The sequence below is a fragment of the Streptomyces celluloflavus genome (assembly GCA_000720995.1).
In the GTDB taxonomy this organism is placed as follows: Bacteria; Actinomycetota; Actinomycetes; order Streptomycetales; family Streptomycetaceae; genus Streptomyces; species Streptomyces celluloflavus.
The window spans coordinates 1-20412 of sequence record JOEL01000077.1 but is presented as its reverse complement, the minus strand read 5'-3'; the positions used below and the strand labels follow the sequence as shown (position 1 = coordinate 20412).

Here is a 20412-nt window from a genome sequence, read left to right as displayed (position 1 = left end):
GCCTAGCCTGGCCGGCACTCGGAGTCTGCACAGGAATGAAGCCTTCGGGGCTTGTCGTAAGTGGCTTCGCCCTGTGGCCGCGTAAGCGGCCCACTCCCCCTGCCGCAAGTCGAAGGGGCTTCACGCTATGGGGGCGCGGCAGCGCCCCACCTGGCTAGCTTCCTGGGCTTCCTGATGTCGGCCCCTGCGGGGCCGCTCTGTCGGAGCGGCTTCCGCCTGTGCGGCCAGAGGCCGCCCCTGTTGCCTACTTCTTCGCCGTCGCACTCGCCGCTGTACGTAAGTACGTATGTGGCTTCATGCTGTCGGCCCCTTTCGGGGCCGGACTGACGTTCACGGCTTGGCGATGTGGCGGCCGGAAGGCCGCCCCCGTTGGCTCATCTCTTCGCCGTTGCACTCGCCACTGTGGGGCGCTGTCGCGCCCCCGCTTCCCTTCGCCGCTGCACGTAAGTGGCTTCACGATGTCGGCCCCTTTCGGGGCCGCTCATGACGTAGACCCTTCGGCTTGCGTCTGTACGTACGTGCGTGAATCGCTTCGTTCTGTCGGCCCCGGCAGGGGCCGGGCATTCAAGGCTTGTGAGGCTAAGAACCTACTGAGATAGATAAAGAGGAGCGAACGTTTGCGCAGGTCAGGTGACGTGCCACGACACGGGGGGCGTGTCCCTCCGCCACGCCGGGCGTGTACGTTCCGCGTGTTTGTACACCTGACGCGTGTCGGCTTGGGCGGGCGAGCGTTCGGGAACGCCTATGCCCAAGGTGTGGCGTCACCGTGGACGCTGCACTTGCGGCCACCCCGGCCGCCCTTCTGGAAATGATGATGGGGCAGGGTGAGGCACCGGACCGTTGAGTCGTGCCCGATGAGGTCCAACGCCTTGGCTCGCGCGACCGCGTTCGTGACGCTCTGCCTGGACGGGATGACCCCGTCATCACCGACAAGGACCTTGGCGAGCTCACCCATGCGGAACTCGGCGTGACCTATCTGGTTCGCCCGCCAGAGGGCGGCGAAGTAGACGCGGTAGTGAAGTCGGTGCCCGTCGTTCCTGGCCATGAGTTCGCAATGAGCCTGAGAAATGCCGCCCCATTCAACGCTGGGTCCGAAGTCGATACGCACTGAGTCGTGGTCCTTCCTGTGTGGCGCAGAGTGCGCCAGTTACCCCCGCCGGATGGCGGGACATGTGCCTCCCTTTCTTCGCGGGGGTGGACCGACCACGGTTGGCACGGTCTCTCTTCACAGGTGGCGCCCTGGGCTTCGGGCCCGGACTCGGTCTCGTGCAGTCGGGAGCGACGGCGACGACCTGTCACGCATCGTACAGGGCGCGAAAATGGGAGAGGCCCCCAGATCGGGGGCCTCCTCGCTTACTCGCCAGGTGTCAGACCTGAACCAGCGCGATCTCGGTTTCCTCTTCGGCCTTCGCTTGCTCCGCCGCTCGCTCTGCCTCGAAGTCCTCCCAGCGGCTGACGATCTCCCACTCTGCGCCCGTAAGTGTCTTGGGCTTCTCGTAGGGCTTTCCAGGCAGCGAGATAGGAGTGATCGGCGCCAGCACCTGGGATGCCTTGGCCGGCGTGTCCCACCACGAGATTCCCTGCTGGCGCAGATTCTCGATCAGGTCACCGGGGTCAATGGCCATCACGTCGGGCCCGAAGTACGCCCTCACCTTGTGCTTCTTCAGCCACTCGCGACGCTCATCCACGGTGGACCGCTGCCACCAATCCGCGTAGCTCTCGCCGGTCGAGGCCCAGACAGTCACAGGCTTGGGGCCTTCCTGACTGGTGACCTTCTCTCGATCCTGCGCGAGGCTGGTCATCTGGGAGGCGTAGGCAGTGGCGTTCATCTGGCCTTGTTGGAACTCCTTGTTGAGCTGGTTCATCTTGCCGTCGATGACCGCAAGCTTCGCCGCCCGACTGTCGTCGATGGTGGTGCTGGACTCCATCCTTTCGAGATGGCCGATCTCTCCGAGCAACGCGGATTCGAGCCAGGGGTAGAGGTCATCGGCCCAGAACGTGAGCTTCGGGCACGCCTTGATTCCCTGACTCTTGTTTCCATGGCAGCGGTACCGTTCCCGCTTGCTCTTGGACGGGTCCCCCTTGACGTAGTAGATGGGGCTCTTGCACAGAAGGCAGAAGGTCACGCCAACCGTTGGAGAGGTAGAGCCCTTCTGCTTCTTGTACTTGACCGAGGTGACGGCCTCGGTCAACTTCGTCCACTCCTCGTCGTTCAGCACCGGCTCTGACCTCATGACAGGTGAGCCGTCGTCGTTGCGGACCACGGTTCCGTTGGCGCGTACGTACTCCCCGAGCAGTGACCGGCTCGTCAGTACAGCTTGCGCTGTTGTCGGCGTCCACCGACTTCCCCGTGGCTTCGGGTCAGCCAGCCGGGTCGTGCTCTCACCCGCTGCCGCACGAATGCGGGCGATGTCCTGGACCGTGGGGACACCTTGGTCATTCAGCCAGTCGGCCACAGCCGAGAAGCTCGGCTTCTTGATGAACCGCCGGATCATCTCGATGAGCGTCGGGCCGTACTCCGGGTCGAGTTCGAGGGTGAATCCATCCTCACCCTTCACCGCCCTACGCCCGAACGGGACAAGGCCGCCCGGCCAGCGGCCGGTCTTTCGCATCGTCTCGCGAGAAGCCTTGTTACGGGCCTTGATGGCGTCCAGCTCAGCCTCTGCGACCACGGCGAGGATCTTGGCGATGGTCCTTCCCCACGGCTTCGAGAGGTCGAAGCCCTCCTCGCAGGAGATCAGGCCCTTACCATTCGCCTCGCACCACTCGATGATGTCCGAGAGGTGGCGGACCGACCGCGCGATGCGGTCGATCTTGAGGATGATGATGTGGTCGAACTGGTCCTTCTTGTTGTTGAGCCAGTCCCCCAAGGATGGGCGCATCCACGGCGAGATGGAGGCGGACACGTCGATGTCGACGGCGAAGTCGACCAACTCCATTTCTTCGGCGTCCGCCCGCTTGCTGATGCGGGTCCGCTGCGTCTCCTCCCCCGTCTGGTTCTCGTTGCCGACAGACAGGCGGACCACGCCAAGAGCCCTGGGCTTGTCGCTCACCCTCACCCCTCCTCAAGACATGGGGCGGCCTCCCTGGCCGCCCCCAACCGGAGGGAAGTCTATAGACGGTGCCGACGCTGCTCTTCCCCGACGGTTCGACGCTGACGAACCCGTCCCTGGCGCAGGTCAGGCAGAAGTTCGCGGTCTGAGTGCCCCTGGGCTGAGCCGTGCCGCACGGCCGTCGGCCGGATCCGGATGACGGATCCGGCCGACGGCCGCGTGCGTTGCGGGCATCGTGCGCCCGGCGCCCCACAGCCACCCGGCATCCGCCATCCGACGCCCAGCACCCGACCCACTGCGGCCACCCGGCCCCCGTCCCACCACGGCCGCCGGACGCCTGCCAGCTGCCGCCTACTACCTGCCCCCCTACGGCCCGCTGCCTGCCACCCGCCGACCCACGCCCTACGGCTTCGGCAGCGGCTTGCCATACCAGAGCTCGATGAGCCGGGCCGCGATCGAGATGCCGTACGGCGGCAGTACCTCGCCGGATTCGAAGGCGGCGCGCAGGTCCTCGCGGGAGAACCAGCGGGCCTCTTCGATCTCCTCGCCGTCCACGTGGACCTCGGCGGAGGTGGCGCGCGCCATGAAGCCCAGCATCAGGCTGGACGGGAAGGGCCACGGCTGGCTGGCGATGTACTCGACATCGCCGACGACCACGCCCGCCTCCTCGAAGACCTCGCGGGCGACCGACTGCTCGACGGACTCCCCCGGCTCGACGAAGCCCGCGAGGGTGGAGAAGCGGCCCTCGGGCCAGTGGACCTGCCGGCCCAGGAGCGCGCGGTCCTGTTCGTCGGTGACCAGCATGATCACGGCCGGGTCGGTGCGCGGGTAGTGTTCGGCGCCGCATGCCTGGCAGCGGCGGATGTGGCCGGCCGCCGCGATGACCGTGCGCTCTCCGCAGCGTGAGCAGAAGCGGTGCAGCCGCTGCCAGTTCTCCAGGGCGACGGCGTGGACGAGCAGGCCGGCGTCCCGCGGTGCCAGCAGCAGGCCCGCCTCGCGCAGGCCCGCCGGGCGCGCGGACTGGTCCATGCGGCCGGGCAGCGAGTCCTTCTGGAGGGCGAAGTAACTGATGCCCTCCTCGTCCGTGCCGAGGTAGTAGCGGTGCGCCTCGGTCATCGGCGCCTCGAAGGACGGCGTCATGATCAGTTCGGTGCGTCCGTCGGGGGTGTCGTCGATCAGCGCCTGGCCGCCGGACACCACGAAGACGCGCGTCGTCGGGTGGCTCCAGGCCGCCGCGAGCCATGCCTCGTCGAGGCGGTGGTGGGCGGAGCGGTCAATTCCGCTCGGTGCGCTGAAGGTGAGCGGCCGATCGGTGCTGTGGTCGGTCCAGGTGGTCACTGCTGCTTCCAACTCCCCCTATGACGTGGGTGATTGCTGCGTACGGGCGTGAGAGTTCCGGCGGTACGAGCGCGGGTCAAGCGACGTGCCAGTTCTCCGCCAGGTCGCCCCACAGGTGGGCGGCGGTTTCGGCGCCCTTCATCAGCAGGTCCAGCTCGACCTTTTCGTTCGGTGCGTGCCAGCCGTCCGACGGGACGGAGATGCCGAGGAAGAGCACCGGGACGCCGAGTACGTCCTGGAGGTCGGCGGCGGGTCCGGATCCGCCTTCGCGGGTGAAGCGGATCTGCCGGCCGAAGGCTCTGCCCATGGCGCGTACGACGGATTGGAGCGCGGGGTGGTCGAGCGGGGTGAGGCAGGGGCGGGTGGCGCCCCAGAAGGTGATCTCGTGGCGGATGCCGGCCGGGAGCTTGGCTGCTACCCAGTCGCGTACGGATTTCTGGACGGTGTCCGTGTCCTGGCCTGCTACCAGGCGGAAGGAGAGTTTGAGCTGGGCGGTGGACGGCACGATGGTCTTGCCGCCGGGGCCCTGGTAGCCGCCGCCGATGCCGTTGACCTCGGCAGTGGGGCGGGCCCAGAGGCGTTCCAGGGTGGTGCTGCCGGCTTCGCCGAGGGTGGCGTGCGAGTGTGCGGTGCGCAGCCACGCGGCCTCGTCGAAGGGCAGCTCGGCGAAGAGTTCGCGTTCGCGGTCGGTGAGCTCGATGACGCCGTCGTAGAAGCCGGGGAGGGTGACGCGGCGGTCGGTGTCGTGCAGTGCGGCGGCCAGCCGGGCGGCCTCGGTGGCGGGGTTGGGGACCGCGCCGCCGAAGGAGCCGGAGTGGATGTCCTGGTCGGGGCCGTAGAGGTCGATCTGGCAGTCCGTCAGGCCGCGCATGCCGGTGCAGACCGTCGGGGTGTCCTCGGACCACATGCCGGTGTCGGAGACGATGACGGTGTCGCAGGCGAGGCGGTCGGCGTGCCGGGTGATCAGGGCGGGGAAGTTCGGTGAGCCGGACTCCTCCTCGCCCTCGATGATCAGTTTGAGGTTGACCGCGGGGGCGGTGCGGCCGGTCGCGGCGAGGTGTGCGCGGACGCCCAGGGTGTGGAAGAACACCTGGCCCTTGTCGTCGGCGGCGCCGCGGGCGTAGAGCTTGCCGTCCACGGTCTGTGGTGTGAAGGGGTCGGTGTGCCAGCCGTCCTCGCGGGCGGCGGGCTGCACGTCGTGGTGGCCGTAGACCAGCACGGTGGGCGCGGACGGGTCGCCGGAGGGCCATTCGGCGAAGACCGCGGGCAGGCCGTCGGTCTCCCAGATCTCGGCGGTCGGGAAGCCCGTCGCGGTGAGCTTCGCGGTGAGCCATTCGGCGCTGCGGCGCACGTCGGCGGCGTGGTCCGGGTCGGCCGATACGGAGGGGATGCGCAGCCAGTCGGCGAGGTCTTCGAGGAAGGTGTCGCGGTGGCCGGCGATGTACGCGCGGACGGCGCTGTCCGGGGTGGTGCTCATACGACCGAGCCTATCGGGCCGTCGGAGGGTGTCCCATCGGCGGTCTCGCCGAGCAGGATGCGCTCCAGTCCGGCGCGGCCCGGCAGCCGGGTGGGCCGGACCACTTCGCCGCTGCGGACGTACAGGAAGGCGGCGCCGACGGCCGATGGCGGCAGGCCGTGGCGTTCGGCCCAGGCGAGGCGGTAGATGGCGAGCTGGAGCGGGTCGGCGGTGCCGGTCCGGCCGGTTTTCCAGTCGATGATCTCGAAGTGGTCGCCGTCGGGGCCGTGGTCCCGGTAGACGGCGTCGATCCGGCCGCGGATGGTCCGGCCGGCGAGGGTGAGCTGGAACGGGGCTTCGACGCGGTGGGGGGTGCGGTGGGCGTACGGGGTACGGGCGAATGCTTCTTTGAGGGTTTCCAGGTCGTGCTCGTCCTGGATGTCGGGGTGCCGGCCGGGTTCGGCGCCGGGGAGGTCGTCGGGGTCGAGCAGCGGCAGGGGGAGTTCTTCGTGGCGGGATTCGACCCAGGCGTGGAAGCGGGTGCCGAGGCGGGCGGCGTGCTGCGGGGGGCGTGGCATGGGGCGGGCGAGTTCGCGGGCGAGGCCGTCCGGGTCGGCGGCGAGGCGGAGCAGTTGGGTGGCGGTGAGCGAGGACGGGAGCGGGACGTCGCGGACGGTGGCGCGGGCCCGGCGCAGTTCGGCGGCGAGTGCGTCCAGGTCGCGGTCCCAGGACCCCACGGTGCGGCGTTCCTCGGGGAGGAGGGTGTGGGGGGTGGTGCCGGCGGGCTCGGCGGGGGTGGTTCCGGGGTCGTCGGCGGGCTCGGTGTACGGCTCGTCGTACGGGTCGGTGTACGGGTCGCCGACGGGTTCGGTGTACGGCTCGTCGTACGGGTCCGGCTCTTCGTACGGGTGCGGTCCGTCGTGGGGGTACGGCTCGGTGTCCGGCGGGCCGGGGTGCGGTTCTTCGCCGTAGGGGGTTTCCGGGTCCGCCGCGTATACCGCCTCCGGGTCCTCGTCGTATGCCGTCTCCGGGTCCTCGTCCGGTGGCGGGGGCCATTCCGGGTCGTGGGCGGGCGGCGGGGCGGAGGCTGCGGGGGGCTGGGTGGCGTCCGTGGCGTCGGCGTGCCCCGGGGCTGTGGTGCCGTTGCGCGGCCGGGGGACGGCTGGGTGCTGCGGGGGCTCCTGGCGGGCCAGGTGCGCGCGGACCGTGGCGGCCGCGGTGCGGCGGCGGGCGGTGGCGGTGGGGTCCAGGGGGAGGGGCCAGGTCTGTGCTTCGGTGTCCTGGTGGCGGGCGGGGTTCTCCGCGCCGTCCTCGGGGGCGTCCGCCCAGACCTCGATCTCGCCGTGTCCCGCCTCACAGTGTGCGCGCAGCGCCTCCAGGAAGGCGGACGGGCCGCGCGGCCGCTTCTGGTCGGGGCCCCACCAGTGGCCGGAGCCGAGCAGCAGGGAGCGGGGGCGGGTGAAGGTGACGTAGCCCAGGCGGAGCTCCTCGGTCTGCTGGTGGTGCTTCATCGCCTCCTTGAAGGATTTCAGGCCGCGGCTGTCCCACTCCGTGACGTCCGGGAGGGTGGCGGCGTCGCCGCGCAGGGTGTGCGGCAGGACCTTGGGCTGGGTGATCCAGGACTCGCGGGCCTGTTCGCTGGGGAACTGCTTGCCGACGAGGCCGGGCACGGCGACGACGTCCCATTCCAGGCCCTTGGACTTGTGCGCGGTCAGTACCTTGACGGTGTTGTCGCCGCCGGGGAGTGAGCTGTCGAGGCCCTTTTCGTACCGGACGGCGGTGCGCAGGAAGCCGAGGAAGGCCAGCAGGGTGGGTTCGCCGTCCAGGGCGGCGCCGCCCTGTTTGGCGGCGAATCCGGCGGCGGTGTCGAGGAAGGTGGAGAGCGTCTCGCGGCGGCGGGCCGCGAGGGCGTGCGGTGAGGCGGAGAGTTCGACCTCCAGGCCGGTGGTGGCCAGTACGCGGTGGAGTACGTCCATCAGCGGGTCGCTCAGTGAGCGCCGCAGGTCGCGCAGTTCCTCGGCGAGAGCGGCGAAACGGGACCGGGCCTCGGGGGAGAACGGCAGTCCGTCGTCGGGGGCGTCGGTCTCCAGGAAGGTGTCGAGGGCGTCGGCGAGGGCGATGGTCTCGGCCGGGTCGGTGCCTTCGACGGCTTCGGCGAGCCGCTGTTCCGGGTCCTGGGAGGGGTCGCCGTGGTGGACGAGGGCGCGGGCGCGGCGGCCGAGGAGTGCCAGGTCGCGGGGGCCGATCCGCCAGCGGGGGCCGATCAGCAGGCGGACCAGGGAGGCGTTGGCGGTCGGGTCCTGGAGCACTTCGCAGACGGCGACGAGGTCGGCGATCTCGGGCAGGTGGAGCAGTCCGGAGAGGCCGACGACCTCGACGGGGATGTCCCGTGCGACGAGCTCGCCCTGGATGCGGGCGAAGTCGCCGGCGGTCCGGCAGAGCACGGCGATCTCGCCGGGTGGTGTGCCGGTGCGGACGAGGTGGGCGAGGGAGTCGGCGAGCCAGGTGAGTTCTTCGGCGTGGGTGGGCAGCAGGGCGCAGCGCACGGTGCCGTCGCGTTCGGCGCCGGGGGCGGGGCGCAGTGCCTCGACGCCGGCGTGCATCCGGCGCAGTGGTGCGGCGAGGTGGTTGGCGAGGTCGAGCAGCCGGCCGCCGCTGCGGCGGTTCTCGCTGAGTGCGAAGCGGCGGGCGGGGGTGCCGTCGGCGAAGGGGAAGTGGTCGGGGAAGTCGTCGAGGTTGGCGACGGAGGCGCCGCGCCAGCCGTAGATGGCCTGGCAGGGGTCGCCGACGGCGGTGACGGCGTGTCCGGTGCCGGTGCCGAAGAGGCCGGAGAGGAGCAGTCGTTGGGCGACGGAGGTGTCCTGGTACTCGTCGAGGAGGACGACGCGGAATTCGTCGCGCAGGATGCGGCCGACTTCGGGGCGGGTGGTGGCGAGGGTGGCGGAGAGGGCGATCTGGTCGCCGAAGTCGAGCAGGTCGCGGTGGCGCTTGGCGGTGCGGTAGGCGGCGACGAGGTCGAGCAGGTCGAGGCGGCCGTGCGTGGTTTCGGGGACTTTGCGCAGGTCGGCGTTGGTGAGTGCGGTGCCGTCGAGGGTGCTGAGCAGTTCCTGGTCGTGGGCGCGGAGCCGGGCGGGCTCCACGAGGTGTTCGGCGAGCTCGCCGTCGAGGGCGAGGAGGTCTTCGACGAGGGCGGGCAGCGATTTGGTGAGTGCCGGGTAGGGGCCGGGGGCGGTGCGCAGTACCCGGGCGGCGAGCTGGAAGCGGGTGGCGTCGGCGAGCAGCCGGGCGCTGGGTTCCAGGCCGATGCGCAGGCCGTGGTCCTTCAGGAGCTGGCCGGCGAAGGCGTGGTAGGTGGAGATCCGGGGTTCGCCGGGGGGCTGCTCGGGGGTGTGGTGGTCCTCGGTGGGTGTGCCGGGGTCAGTGGGTGTGCCGGGGTCGGTGACGCCGGCGGCCAGCAGTGCCGTACGGACCCGTTCGGCGAGTTCGCCGGCGGCCTTGTTGGTGAAGGTCAGGCCGAGGACCTGTTCGGGGGCGACCTGGCCGGTGCCGACCAGCCACACCACGCGGGCGGCCATCACCGTCGTCTTGCCCGAGCCGGCTCCGGCCACGATGACCTGCGGGGCGGGCGGGGCGGTGATGCACGCCGTCTGCTCCGGGGTGAACGGGATGCCGAGCAGCTCTTTGAGCTGTTCGGGGTCGGTGATATGAGCTGGCACATCCAAAACCGTAGCGGGCGGCACCGACAATCGCGGTTCCGCCGGATGGCGTACGGCCTCGCGGGCGCCGGCACGGGCCGCCTAGCCCCGCCCCGCGCCGTTGCTCCGGGGGCTGCCGGGACTCCGGTGGTTCCGGGGCTCACTCCACGATGTGCCGGCCCTCCGGCTGGGCGCTGCACGAGGCCCGGAAGGCGCAGTGGGTGCAGTGGGTGCCGGTGGTGGGCGTGAACCGTTCCTCCAGGACGCGGCCGGCCGCGGTGGCGAGCAGGTCGCCGACCCAGTCGCCGCCCGGTTCCACCGGGGTGCCGGCCGCGTCCAGTGGCTGCTGGGTCTGGACGGTGGGCAGTGCGTCGCCGCCCTCCTTGCGGGGCGCGCCCAGGCGCAGGTGCACCAGTTCGGCGCCGCCCGCCTGCGGGGTGCGTCCTTCGAAGGCGTCGTCGACGGCGCCCTCACGGACGGCGAGCTGGTAGACGGCGAGCTGGGGGTGGCGGGCGACCTCGGGTCCGGTGGGTTTCTGCTTGCCGGTCTTGAAGTCGACGACGTAGGCGCGGCCCTGTGCGTCCCGTTCGACGCGGTCCATGCTGCCGCGGATCCGAACCTCGTACGCGCCGGCTTCGAGGGTGACGTCGAAGCCGTGCTCGGTGGCGACGGTGTCCCGGCCGTGGGTCTCGCGTTCCAGGACGTGCCAGCGCAGGAAGCGTTCCAGGGCGGCGCGCGCGTTGTCCTTCTCCTGGCGGGATTTCCAGGGGGCGTCGAAGGCCAGCGCGTCCCATACGGAGTCCAGCCGCCGCATCAGGGCGGCCAGGTCGGCGGGGGTGCGGCCGGCGGCGACCTCGTCGGCGAGGACGTGCACGACGTTGCCGAATCCCTGGGCGGCGGTGGCCGGGGTGTCCGCCTTGACCTCGCGTCCCAGGAACCACTGGAGGGCGCAGGTGTTCGCGAGCTGGTCCAGTGCGCTGCCGGAGAGGGCCACGGGCCGGTCGCGGTCGCGCAGCGGGACGGTGCTGTGGGTCGGTTCGTGCAGGCCCCACCAGCGATCCGGGTGTGCGGCGGGGACCAGGGGGTGGCCGTCGTCGTCGCGCAGCGCCGCCAGTGTGGCCAGCCGCCGGGCGGCGGCCTCGCGCAGCGCGGGTGTGGCGGCCGGGTCGACGGTCGTGGCCCGCAGCTCGGCGACGAGTGCGGCGACGGACAGCGGGCGGCGGGGGCGGGCGGTGACGTCCTGCGGGGCGACGCCCAGTTCGGTCAGGAAGCGGGAGGGCTGGTCGCCGTCGTCTGCGGCGGCCCGCACCGCGGTGACCACCAGGCGTTCGCGGGCGCGGGTCGCGGCCACGTAGAAGAGCCGCCGTTCCTCGGCGAGCAGGGCGCCCGGCGGCAGCGGCTCGGCCAGACCGTCGCGGCCGATGCGGTCCGCCTCCAGGAGCGAGCCGCGGCGGCGCAGGTCGGGCCAGAGGCCCTCCTGGACCCCGGCGACCACCACGAGGTGCCATTCCAGGCCCTTGGCGCGGTGCGCGGTCATCAGGCGTACGGCGTCGGGGCGGACGGTGCGGCGGGTCAGTGTGTCCGCGGCGATGTCCTGGGAGTCGAGGTCCGCCAGGAAGTTGAGCGCGCCGCGGCCGCCGGTGCGCTTCTCGGCGCGGGCCGCGGTCTCGAAGAGGGCGACGACGGCGTCCAGGTCGCGGTCGGCGTTGCGGCCCGCCGCGCCGCCGCGCCGGGTCGCCCGCTCCAGCCGCTGCGGCCAGGGGGTGCCGTTCCACAGCTCCCAGAGCGCCTGTTCCGCGGTGCCGCCGCCGGCCAGCAGTTCGTGCGCCTTGCGCAGCAGCAGGCCGAGCCGCTGGGCGCCGCGGGCGTACGCGGGATCGTGCGCCACCAGGCGCTGCGGTTCGGCGAGCGCCCGCGCGATCAGTTCGTCGGAGGGCCGGGGCAGCGGCTGCCCGGCGGCCCGCTCCTCCTCGCGCAGTGCGCGGCCGAGCCGCCGCAGGTCGGCGGAGTCCATCCCGCCCAGCGGCGAGGTCAGCAGCTCCATGGCGGCCTCGGCGCCGATCCAGTCGGGGGCGAGGGGGGCGGGACCGGCGGCGGACGGCCCGGGGGGCGCGGGATCGGTTACGGCCTCCGGCTCGGCGGTCTCGATGGCTTCAACGGCCTCGGTGGCATCGGTGGCCTGAGCGGCCTCAGCGATCCCGGCGTCCCCGTCATCCCCGGTGGCTTCCGCCGCAGCGGTGGCCCCGGCGACCTCGTCGGCCGTGCCGCCCCCGGTGGCCATCAGCACCTCGGCGGCTTCCACGCTCCCGGTGGCCCCGGCGTCCTCACTGTCCTCAACAACGTCAGCAGCTTCACCGACGTCAACGACTCCCGAAGCTCCCGAAGCTCCCGAAGCTCCAACGACCTCCCCGGCCCCGCTCGCTTCCCCAGCCTCCGCTCCCCCGGCAGCCGCCGAGACATCCCCCGTATCCCCCGCCTCCCCCGTCGCTCCCGCCTCCCCCGTCGCTCCCGCCGTCCCCGTCGCCCGCAGCGCCGCTCCCGCCGCCGCTCGCAGTGCCGTCAGGAGGGGCGCGACCGCCGGTTCGTGGCGCAGTGGCAGGTCGTCGCCGTCGATGTCGAGGGGTACCCCGGCGGAGGTGAGCGCACGGCGCACGGCGGGGATCGAGCGCCCTCCGGCGCGTACCAGGACGGCCATCTCGCGCCAGGGCACGCCGTCCTCCAGATGCGCACGCCGCAGGATGTCCGCGACGTTGTCCAGTTCGGCGCCCGGTGTCGGGTACGTGTACACCTCGACCCGGCCGCCGTCCCGTACGGGCGCCGGTTCGCGGTGGGCGCGTACCTTCCGCGCGGGCAGGCGGGTGAGCGGCATCCGGCGGGCCAGCAGCCGGGTGGCCGCCAGCAGGGCGGCGCCCGAGCGCCTGGAGGTGCCCAGTACCGCCACGGGGGCGGGGCTGCCATCGCCGCGCGGGAACGTCTCCGGGAAGTCGAGGATGCCGTTGACGTCGGCGCCGCGGAAGGCATAGATCGACTGGTCGGGATCGCCGAAGGCGACGAGCGTGCGGCCGGGCGTCCCGGGGGCACCCGGCGCTCCATGGTGCCCGGCGAGCGCGCGCAGCAGCCGTACCTGGGCGGCGTCCGCGTCCTGGTACTCGTCGACGTAGACCGCGTCGTAGGTGCGGGCCAGTGCGGCGGCGATGTCGGCGCGTTCGGCGAGCAGTACCGCGCGGTGGACCAGCTCGGCGTAGTCCAGTACGCCCTGGGCGTCCAGGACGTCCAGGTACTCCGCGAGGAAGGCGGCCGCGGCCTGCCAGTCGGGCCGTCCGGTGCGCCGGGCGAAGGCGTCGAGGGCGTCCGCGCCCAGGCCCAGTTCGCGGCTGCGGGCGAGTACCGCGCGGACCTCGTCGGCGAAGCCGCGGGTGGTCAGGCAGGCCCGGAGTTCGTCCGGCCAGGTCACCTGGGCGCGGCCGGCGCCGGCCAGTTCCGCCTGTCCTTCGAGGAGCTCGCGGACGACGAGGTCCTGCTCGGGGCCGGACAGCAGCCGCAGCGGTTCGGCGAAGAGTTCGGCGTCCTGGTGGGCGCGGAGCAGTGCGTAGCAGAAGGAGTGGAAGGTGGTCGCCTGCGGGACGGTGCTGCCGCCGAGGCGGGCGGCCAGCCGGTCGCGGAGTTCGACGGCGGCCTTGCGGCTGAAGGTGAGGACGAGGATCCGTTCGGGGTCGCCGCCGGTCCGCACCCGCCGCGCCACCGACTCCACGAGCGTCGTCGTCTTTCCGGTCCCCGGTCCGGCGAGCACCAGCAGCGGGCCGTGCCGGTGGTCAACCACGCTCTGCTGGGCTGCGTCCAGGAGAGGAGGGTCCACCGGTCCCGGCGGAGTGCGGACCAGCCGGTACGCGCCGGCGGCGGCCCGCCGCGCCGCCCGGTGCGGCTGCGTCGGCGGGATGGCCGAGAAGGAGGAACTCACGTGGGTCGCCGGTCCTGGTGGAGGTGCTGTTCGTGGTGCTGCGCGTACTGATCGTGATGCGGTGCGTACTTGTCGTGATGTGGTGCGTGATGCGGTGCGTGGTGCCGCGTCGGGCGGGTGGTGCGGCGGTGCGGGCCGTGGTGCCGTGCCGTGCGCCGGGGGCCGGGGCGGTGGCCGCGGCAGTCCTCGACGGTACGCCAGGTGGCACCCGCGCCGCAGCGCGTACCGCGGCCGGGCGGGCGGTCATGGCCGGGTGGTCGGCCGTAACGGGACGGCCGGTCACGTCCGGTCGCCCCACACCGGCGGCGGTACGGCCGCCCGCCCGGCCGGTGGTGCGGTCAGCCGCGCCCGGGGCGGCGGTGCGCGGCCGGCTCGCCACCGGCCTCACCGCCGTCGTCACCACCGCCCTCGCCACCGTCCTGGCTCCCGTCCCAGCGGGCCCGCCGCATGTCGAGCCGCGGTATGTGGCCTTCGGCGGCCCGCGACGCCTCGCGCAGCGGGGTGCCCTCGTCCCGGTAGTGCGCCAGTGCGCGCAGTTCGCTGCCGGGCAGCAGGGTGCCGTCCGCGCGCACCACCCGCCACCAGGGCACCGCGCCGCCGTAGAGCGCCATCACCCGCCCCACCTGCCGGGGGCCGCCCGTCGCCGCGGGCCCGTCGGCCGGTGCCTGGCCGGCGAGCCACTCCGCGACATCGCCGTAGGTCATGACCCGGCCGGGCGGGATCAGCTCGGCCACACCGAGCACCCGCTCCGCGTAGTCGGGCAGTGTGACGTCGGCCGCGGCGGTCCCGGCGCCGCCGTCCCGGTCTTCCGCCGTGTCTCCGTTCCCACTCATTCGGCCCATCCTGCCGCACCCCACCGACAACGGGCCGCCGGCGGCCGGTCCCGCGGGCCCGGCGCGGCGGGCGGCGGTGCGCGGGAGACCGTGCGCGGTGGTGATCGTTCCGCTTCCCGAGCCCCCGAAATGCACCCTGATGCCCCCCTCCGCCGCTCGGCCGTGCCACCATCTTCCGGACGGTGACTGGTGATACGAGATCAAGAAGAGACGGCCGAGCAGCAGGGTGCGGCGCCTCCACGGGAGGCGGGCACCCCTGACGTGCTGGCCGTCGGCGCCGCCCCGGAGCCGACCGCGCGCACCGAGCGGCCGCGACGGCGGCGGGCGGCGCGCCAGGGGACGCACCATCGGAGGCCGGCCACGGTCTCCGCTACCGAAAAGGCGAGCACGATCGAGAAGGCCGAACGACCCGAGGCGCCCAAGAGGCCGGCCAGGCCCGCGGAGCCCGAGCCAGGTGAGCGGCGGCAGGAGGAGCCGGAGTCCGAGCCGGCCGAACGGCGGCCCGCGGCGAACGGTGCCCGGGAGGCCGACGAGGCCGGACCCGCCGCCGCCCCGCCCCGGACCGGTTCGCACCGTGCGGCGGACGGCTGCGCGGACGGCGCGTTCCCCGTCGAGGGGGTCTCGGGTGACGAGCCCCTGCTGCCCGCCCGGGTGCACCGCCCGTCCGATCTGCTGCGGCTGCTGCTCGGCATCGCCGGGATCGCGCTGGTCCTGGCGCTGGCCAACTTCGCGCACGGCACCACCCAGGGACTGAAGAACGACATCGGCTACGGCGCCGGGCAGGCGCCCCCGCTGCTGATCAACTTCGCGGGGCTGGCGTCCAGCGTCGCGGTGCTGGTCGTGCCGGTGGCGTTCGCCGTCGAGCGGCTGATCAAACGGGACGGGCTGCGGATCGCGGACGGTGTGCTCGCCGCCGTACTCGCCCACGGGGTGTCCCTGGCCACCGATCTGTGGGTCGCCCAGGCCGCCCCCGACTCCATCCGGGAGGCGCTCACCCAGCCGCTGGGGAACGGCGCGCTGACCGCGCCGGTGCACAGCTATCTGGCGCCCGTCATCGCCTATATGACGGCGGTGGGCATGTCCCGGCGGCCGCGCTGGCGGGTCGCGATGTGGTTCGTGCTGCTGCTGGACGCGTTCGCGGTGCTCGTCGGGCGCTACACCACCCCGTTCGCGATCGCCACGACCGTGCTGATCGGCTGGACCGTCGCCTTCGGCACCCTCTACGCGGTCGGCTCCCCCAACGTCCGCCCCACCGGCCAGAACCTCCTGGCGGGGCTGCGCCGGGTCGGTTTCCGCCCGGTCGGCGCGATGCGCGCCGAGGACCTCACCAGCCCCGACCACCCCGAGGCCGACCGGGGCCGCCGCTACCTCGTCTCCCTGGAGGACGGCCCGCCGATCGACGTCACCGTCGTCGACCGCGAGCAGCAGGCGCAGGGCTTCTTCTACCGGGTCTGGCGCCGCCTGTCGCTGCGCGGTATCAACCAGCGCCGCAGCCTGCTGTCGCTGCGCCAGGCGCTGGAGCAGGAGGCGCTGCTGGCGTACGCGGCCATCGCGGCCGGGGCCAGTGCCCCGAAGCTGATCGCCACCTCCGAGCTCGGGCCCGACGCGGTGATGCTGGTCTACGAGCACATCAGCGGCCGCACCCTGGACTCGCTGCCCGACGAGGAGATCACCGACGAGCTGATGCACAGCGCCTGGCGGCAGGTGGAGGCGCTCCAGTCGCGCCGGATCGCGCACCGCCGGCTGGTCGGTGACGCCCTCCTGGTGGACGGTGACGGCGGCGTCGTGCTGACCGATCTGCGCGGCGGTGAGATCGCGGCCGGTGATCTGGTGCTGCGGATGGATGTCGCCCAGTTGCTGACGACCTGCGGGCTGCGGGTCGGCGCCGAGCGGGCGGTCGCCGCGGCCGTGTCGGTGCTGGGTCCGGACGCGGTCGCCGACAGCCTGCCGATGCTCCAGCCGATCGCGCTCAGCCGGACGACCCGGGCGACGCTGCGCCATCTGGCCCGCGAGCGCTCCAAGCGGGAGCGGGAGGCGGTGCTGGCGGCGGCGGAGGCCGCCAAGGAGGCACGGGAGGCGGCGCAGACCGAGGCCGCGGCGAAGGACCGCAAGACGCTGCGGGCGGAGCGGAACGCCGAGAAGAGCGCCGAGAAGCGGGCGCTGGACGAGGCGTCGGAGGGGGCCCGCGAGGAGGATCTGCTCTCCCAGATCCGTCAGCAGGTGCTGCTGATCCGGCCGACGGCGGTGATTCAGCCGGCCCGTATCGAGCGGCTCAGTCCGCGCATCCTGCTCAGCTGGATCGCCGGTGCCTTCGCCGCGTATCTGCTGCTCTCCCAGCTGACCCACTTCGACCTCGGCAATGTGATCAGCGAGGCCCAGTGGGTCTGGGTGGCGGCGGCGATGTTCTTCTCGGCGCTCACCTACATCGCGGCGGCGATGAGTCTGCTGGGGTTCGTCACCGAGAAGGTGTCGTTCGTGCGGACGGTGCTGGCGCAGATCGCGGGCAACTTCGTGAAGCTGGTGGCGCCCGCGGCGATCGGCGGGGTGGCGCTCAACACCCGGTTCCTGCAGCGTGCCGGGGTGCGGCCGGGTCTCGCGGTGGCGAGCGTCGGCGCGTCCCAGCTGTTCGGTCTGGGCAGTCACATCCTGCTGCTGCTGACCTTCGGCTATCTGACCGGGACCGAGCGCACTCCGCAGCTTTCGCCGTCCCGTACGGTCATCGCCGGGCTGCTGACGGTGGCCGTGCTCGTGCTGGTCGTCACGGCGGTCCCGGCGCTGCGCAAGTTCGTCTCGACGCGGGTGCGGTCGCTGTTCGCGGGGGTGGTCCCGCGGATGCTGGACATCCTCCAGCGGCCGCGGAAGCTGATCACCGGGATCGGCGGGATGCTCTTCCTGACGGCGGCGAACGTGCTGTGCCTGGACGCGTCGATCCGGGCGTTCGGCGGCGGCGACACGCTCAGCTACGCGAGCATCGCGGTCGCCTTCCTGGCGGGCAACGCGCTGGGGTCGGCCGCGCCCACCCCGGGCGGGGTGGGCGCCGTGGAGGGTGCCCTGATCGGTGCGCTGACGTTCGCGGGGCTCGCCAGCGACACCGCGTTCCCGGCGGTGCTGCTGTTCCGGCTGATGGTCTTCTGGCTGCCGGTGCTGCCGGGCTGGCTGGCCTTCACGTATCTGACCCGCAAGGGCGAGATCTGAGACACCGGGCGGCCCGGCGCAGGGCGCACCCGGCAGACGGCGAAGGCGCCGGTCCGCGCAGTGCGGACCGGCGCCTTTCCCGTGCGCGGGCGGCGCTCCCGTAGGGGCCGGGGCGCGCTCTCCTTACGGGCCGGGGCTCAGTAGACGGGCTTCTCCGGCTCGACGGTGTGGACCCAGCTGATGACGCCGCCGCCGACGTGCACCGCGTCGGCGAAGCCCGCGGACTTCAGCACGGCGAGGACCTCGGCGGAGCGCACGCCGGTCTTGCAGTGCAGGACGATCTTCCGGTCCTGCGGGAGGTCCTGGAGGGCGGTGCCCATCAGGAACTCGTTCTTCGGGATCAGCTTGGCGCCGGGGATGGAGACGATCTCGTACTCGTTCGGCTCGCGGACGTCGATGATCTCGATCTTCTCGTCGGCGTCGATCCACTCCTTGAGCTGCCGGGGAGTGATCGTCGAGCCCAGCGCCGCTTCCTGGGCCTCCTCGGAGACGACGCCGCAGAAGGCTTCGTAGTCGATGAGTTCGGTGACGGTCGGGTTCTCGCCGCAGACCGCGCAGTCGGGGTCCTTGCGGACCTTGACCTGGCGGTAGGTCATCTCCAGCGCGTCGTAGATCATCAGGCGGCCGACCAGCGGGTCGCCGATACCGGCGAGCAGCTTGATCGCCTCGTTGACCTGGATGGAGCCGATGGAGGCGCAGAGCACACCCAGGACGCCGCCCTCGGCGCAGGAGGGCACCATGCCGGGCGGCGGGGGCTCCGGGTAGAGGCAGCGGTAGCAGGGGCCGTGCTCGCTCCAGAACACCGACGCCTGGCCGTCGAAGCGGTAGATCGAGCCCCAGACGTACGGCTTGCCCAGCAGCACACAGGCGTCGTTGACCAGATAGCGGGTGGCGAAGTTGTCCGTGCCGTCCACGATCAGGTCGTACTCGGCGAAGATCTCCATGACGTTCGTGGAGTCCAGGCGGCCTTCGTGCAGGTTGACCGTGACGTACGGGTTGATGCCCAGCACGGTGTCCTTGGCGGACTGGGCCTTGGAGCGGCCGATGTCCGCCTGGCTGTGGATGACCTGGCGCTGGAGGTTCGACTCGTCGACCTCGTCGAACTCCACGATGCCCAGGGTGCCGACGCCCGCCGCCGCGAGATACATCAGCGCGGGCGAGCCCAGGCCGCCGGCGCCGACGCACAGCACCTTGGCGTTCTTCAGCCGCTTCTGCCCGTCCATCCCGACGTCCGGGATGATCAGGTGGCGGGAGTATCTGCGGACCTCGTCGACGGTGAGCTCAGCAGCTGGCTCGACCAAGGGTGGCAGCGACACAGAAGACCTCAACAAGGGGGTTGGTCGATCTCAGTACAGTTGTTCCTGCGGTAACACTGCCACGCCCTTCTTCATTCCGAGACACCCGTTCCGATGTGCGAGACGGAATCGTCCCAGTCACCGGGCAGCGACTCCCCGGCACCGTAGTGACGGTCCCGGCGGCCGGTGCGGTGTGCGGTGTCCGCGCCCTCCCGGCGGACGGTCCGCGGCGTGCCGTGCGGAGGTATCCGCGGCACCCGTGGACGGGCCGGCGAAGCCTCTCCGGTGGTGGTCCGGCGCTCCACCCAGGCGTGGTTGACCAGCGGATACCGGGACCGGCGGCCGGTGTGGGGGACGAGCCGGCCGGCGGCCTCGGCGTGGCCGGGGTGCGGGCGGGCGCCGCGCCGCCGGGACGGGCCGGACGCCGTCGAGGCTGGCCCGCGGAGCGGTGCCGGTCACCCGGGTTCGGGACGGTGGTGTCCGGTCCGTGGGACGGCGGTCCGTTTCCCGGCCGGGGCGGTCAGATGCGGCATGCGGCTTCCATCCAGATATCGGCGAGGGATTCCTCCAGGCCGATCCGCGGGCGCCAGCCGAGGCGGTCGCGCGCGGTGCGCACATCCGCCTGCTGCCAGGTGCCGCAGCCGTCCGGGTAGGGGTAGGTGGTGGGCTGGGTGCCCATCGGGTGGTCGCCGGACGGGCCGGGGATGACCAACCGGGCGGGCGGGGAGTCGAGTTCGTGCAGCGAGCCGCCGAAGCCGGCGACCCGGGCGAGCACGGAGGCGGCCTCGCGCAGCCGTACGGCGCGGCCGGTGCCGATGTTGACGACGCCCTGGGCGGCGGAGAGCGAGGCGGCGTGCACGGCGCGCGCCACGTCCCGTACGTCGACGAAGTCGCGCTGTACGCCGAGCCCGCCGAGCTTGAGTTCGCTGTCGCCGGACTGCATGGCGCGGCGCATCGCCTCGGCGAGCCGGCCGAGCGGTGAGCCGGCCGGGGTGCCGGGGCCGACCGGTGAGAAGACCCGCAGCACGACGGCGTCGAGGCCGGAGCCCAGGACGAGTTCGGTGGCGGCGAGTTTGCTCACGCCGTACGGGCCGCCGGGGCGCGGCACCGCGTCCTCGGCGGTGGAGGAGCCGGGCTGCGAGGGGCCGTACTCCGATGCGCAGCCCAGGTGCACCAGCCGGGCGCCGCAGCCGCTGCGGAGGAAGCGGGTGAGCGCACCGGGGCTGCCGGTGGCCAGGTCGAAGCGGACGTCGGCGTCGTCGCCCCGTCCGAGGGCGGTGAGCTGGACGGCGGGGTCGGCGAGCAGGCGGTCGGCGACATAGCGGCCGAGGTAGCCGTTCGCGCCGATGAGCAGCGCCCTCATCGTGTGACCCCCCGGTCCCCGTGGTGGGTGATGCGGTGGACGTTCATGTCTCGTGCTCCTAAGGCGGATCGGTGGAAGTGCGTCGGCTCCGGTCGCGGCTGCGGCGTCCGCCCGGGGGGCGGGGGTGGAGGAAGCGGGTGAGCGCACCGGGGCTGCCGGTGGCCAGGTCGAAGCGGACGTCGGCGTCGTCGCCCCGTCCGAGGGCGGTGAGCTGGACGGCGGGGTC

Annotated in this window: 10 protein-coding genes and 1 pseudogene; 3 read left to right on the top strand and 8 right to left on the bottom strand. The window is 72.5% G+C overall.

Translation table 11 applies throughout. The features are described from left to right. The first annotated feature begins 847 nt into the window (after positions 1–847). Positions 848–1111 (top strand): hypothetical protein, encoded by a 264-nt coding sequence (locus tag IH09_RS39520; RefSeq protein WP_190233501.1) that lies wholly within the window; start codon positions 848–850, stop codon positions 1109–1111. A 256-nt stretch (positions 1112–1367) separates the two neighbouring features. Here the strand turns inward: IH09_RS39520 and IH09_RS34570 are convergent, their stop codons facing one another. Continuing rightward, positions 1368–3053 (bottom strand): recombinase family protein, encoded by a 1686-nt coding sequence (locus tag IH09_RS34570; RefSeq protein WP_190233500.1) that lies wholly within the window; start codon positions 3051–3053, stop codon positions 1368–1370. A 65-nt stretch (positions 3054–3118) separates the two neighbouring features. On the opposite strand from IH09_RS34570, the pseudogene IH09_RS38480 reads away from it, so the two are divergent. Then, positions 3119–3202, top strand: a pseudogene (locus IH09_RS38480) (NrdH-redoxin); the annotation flags it as partial. 253 nt (positions 3203–3455) lie between these two features. Here IH09_RS38480 and nudC read toward each other — a convergent pair. The 5 genes from nudC to IH09_RS34545 form a co-directional block, all read right to left on the bottom strand. Then, positions 3456–4391, bottom strand: a complete 936-nt coding sequence (gene nudC / locus IH09_RS34565) for an NAD(+) diphosphatase (RefSeq protein WP_052861670.1) — start codon at positions 4389–4391, stop codon at positions 3456–3458. A 76-nt stretch (positions 4392–4467) separates the two neighbouring features. Then, on the bottom strand, positions 4468–5868 hold the full coding sequence (locus tag IH09_RS34560) for a dipeptidase (RefSeq protein WP_052861667.1): 1401 nt from the start codon (positions 5866–5868) through the stop codon (positions 4468–4470). Then, on the bottom strand, positions 5865–9563 hold the full coding sequence (locus IH09_RS34555; protein WP_052861681.1) for a UvrD-helicase domain-containing protein: 3699 nt from the start codon (positions 9561–9563) through the stop codon (positions 5865–5867). Before IH09_RS34555 ends, IH09_RS34560 begins: the two co-directional genes overlap by 4 nt. Positions 9564–9702: 139 nt before the next feature. After that, on the bottom strand, positions 9703–13500 hold the full coding sequence (locus IH09_RS34550) for an ATP-dependent helicase (protein WP_110952787.1): 3798 nt from the start codon (positions 13498–13500) through the stop codon (positions 9703–9705). Between the two features lie 338 nt (positions 13501–13838). After that, positions 13839–14333, bottom strand: a complete 495-nt coding sequence (locus IH09_RS34545) for an MGMT family protein (protein ID WP_110952788.1) — start codon at positions 14331–14333, stop codon at positions 13839–13841. A 189-nt stretch (positions 14334–14522) separates the two neighbouring features. Here IH09_RS34545 and IH09_RS34540 point away from each other — a divergent pair, with 189 nt between their 5' ends. After that, positions 14523–17528, top strand: coding sequence for a lysylphosphatidylglycerol synthase domain-containing protein (locus tag IH09_RS34540; RefSeq protein WP_404827311.1), 3006 nt, complete (start codon positions 14523–14525; stop codon positions 17526–17528). A 137-nt stretch (positions 17529–17665) separates the two neighbouring features. On the opposite strand, the gene moeZ is transcribed toward IH09_RS34540, so the two are convergent. Both moeZ and IH09_RS34530 read right to left on the bottom strand, forming a co-directional pair. Beyond that, positions 17666–18844, bottom strand: a complete 1179-nt coding sequence (gene moeZ, locus IH09_RS34535) for an adenylyltransferase/sulfurtransferase MoeZ (RefSeq protein ID WP_052861663.1) — start codon at positions 18842–18844, stop codon at positions 17666–17668. A 499-nt stretch (positions 18845–19343) separates the two neighbouring features. After that, positions 19344–20186 carry an NAD-dependent epimerase/dehydratase family protein gene (locus IH09_RS34530; RefSeq protein WP_052861661.1) on the bottom strand — a complete coding sequence of 281 codons (843 nt, stop codon included), beginning with the start codon at positions 20184–20186 and terminating at the stop codon, positions 19344–19346. Positions 20187–20412: the final 226 nt, after the last annotated feature.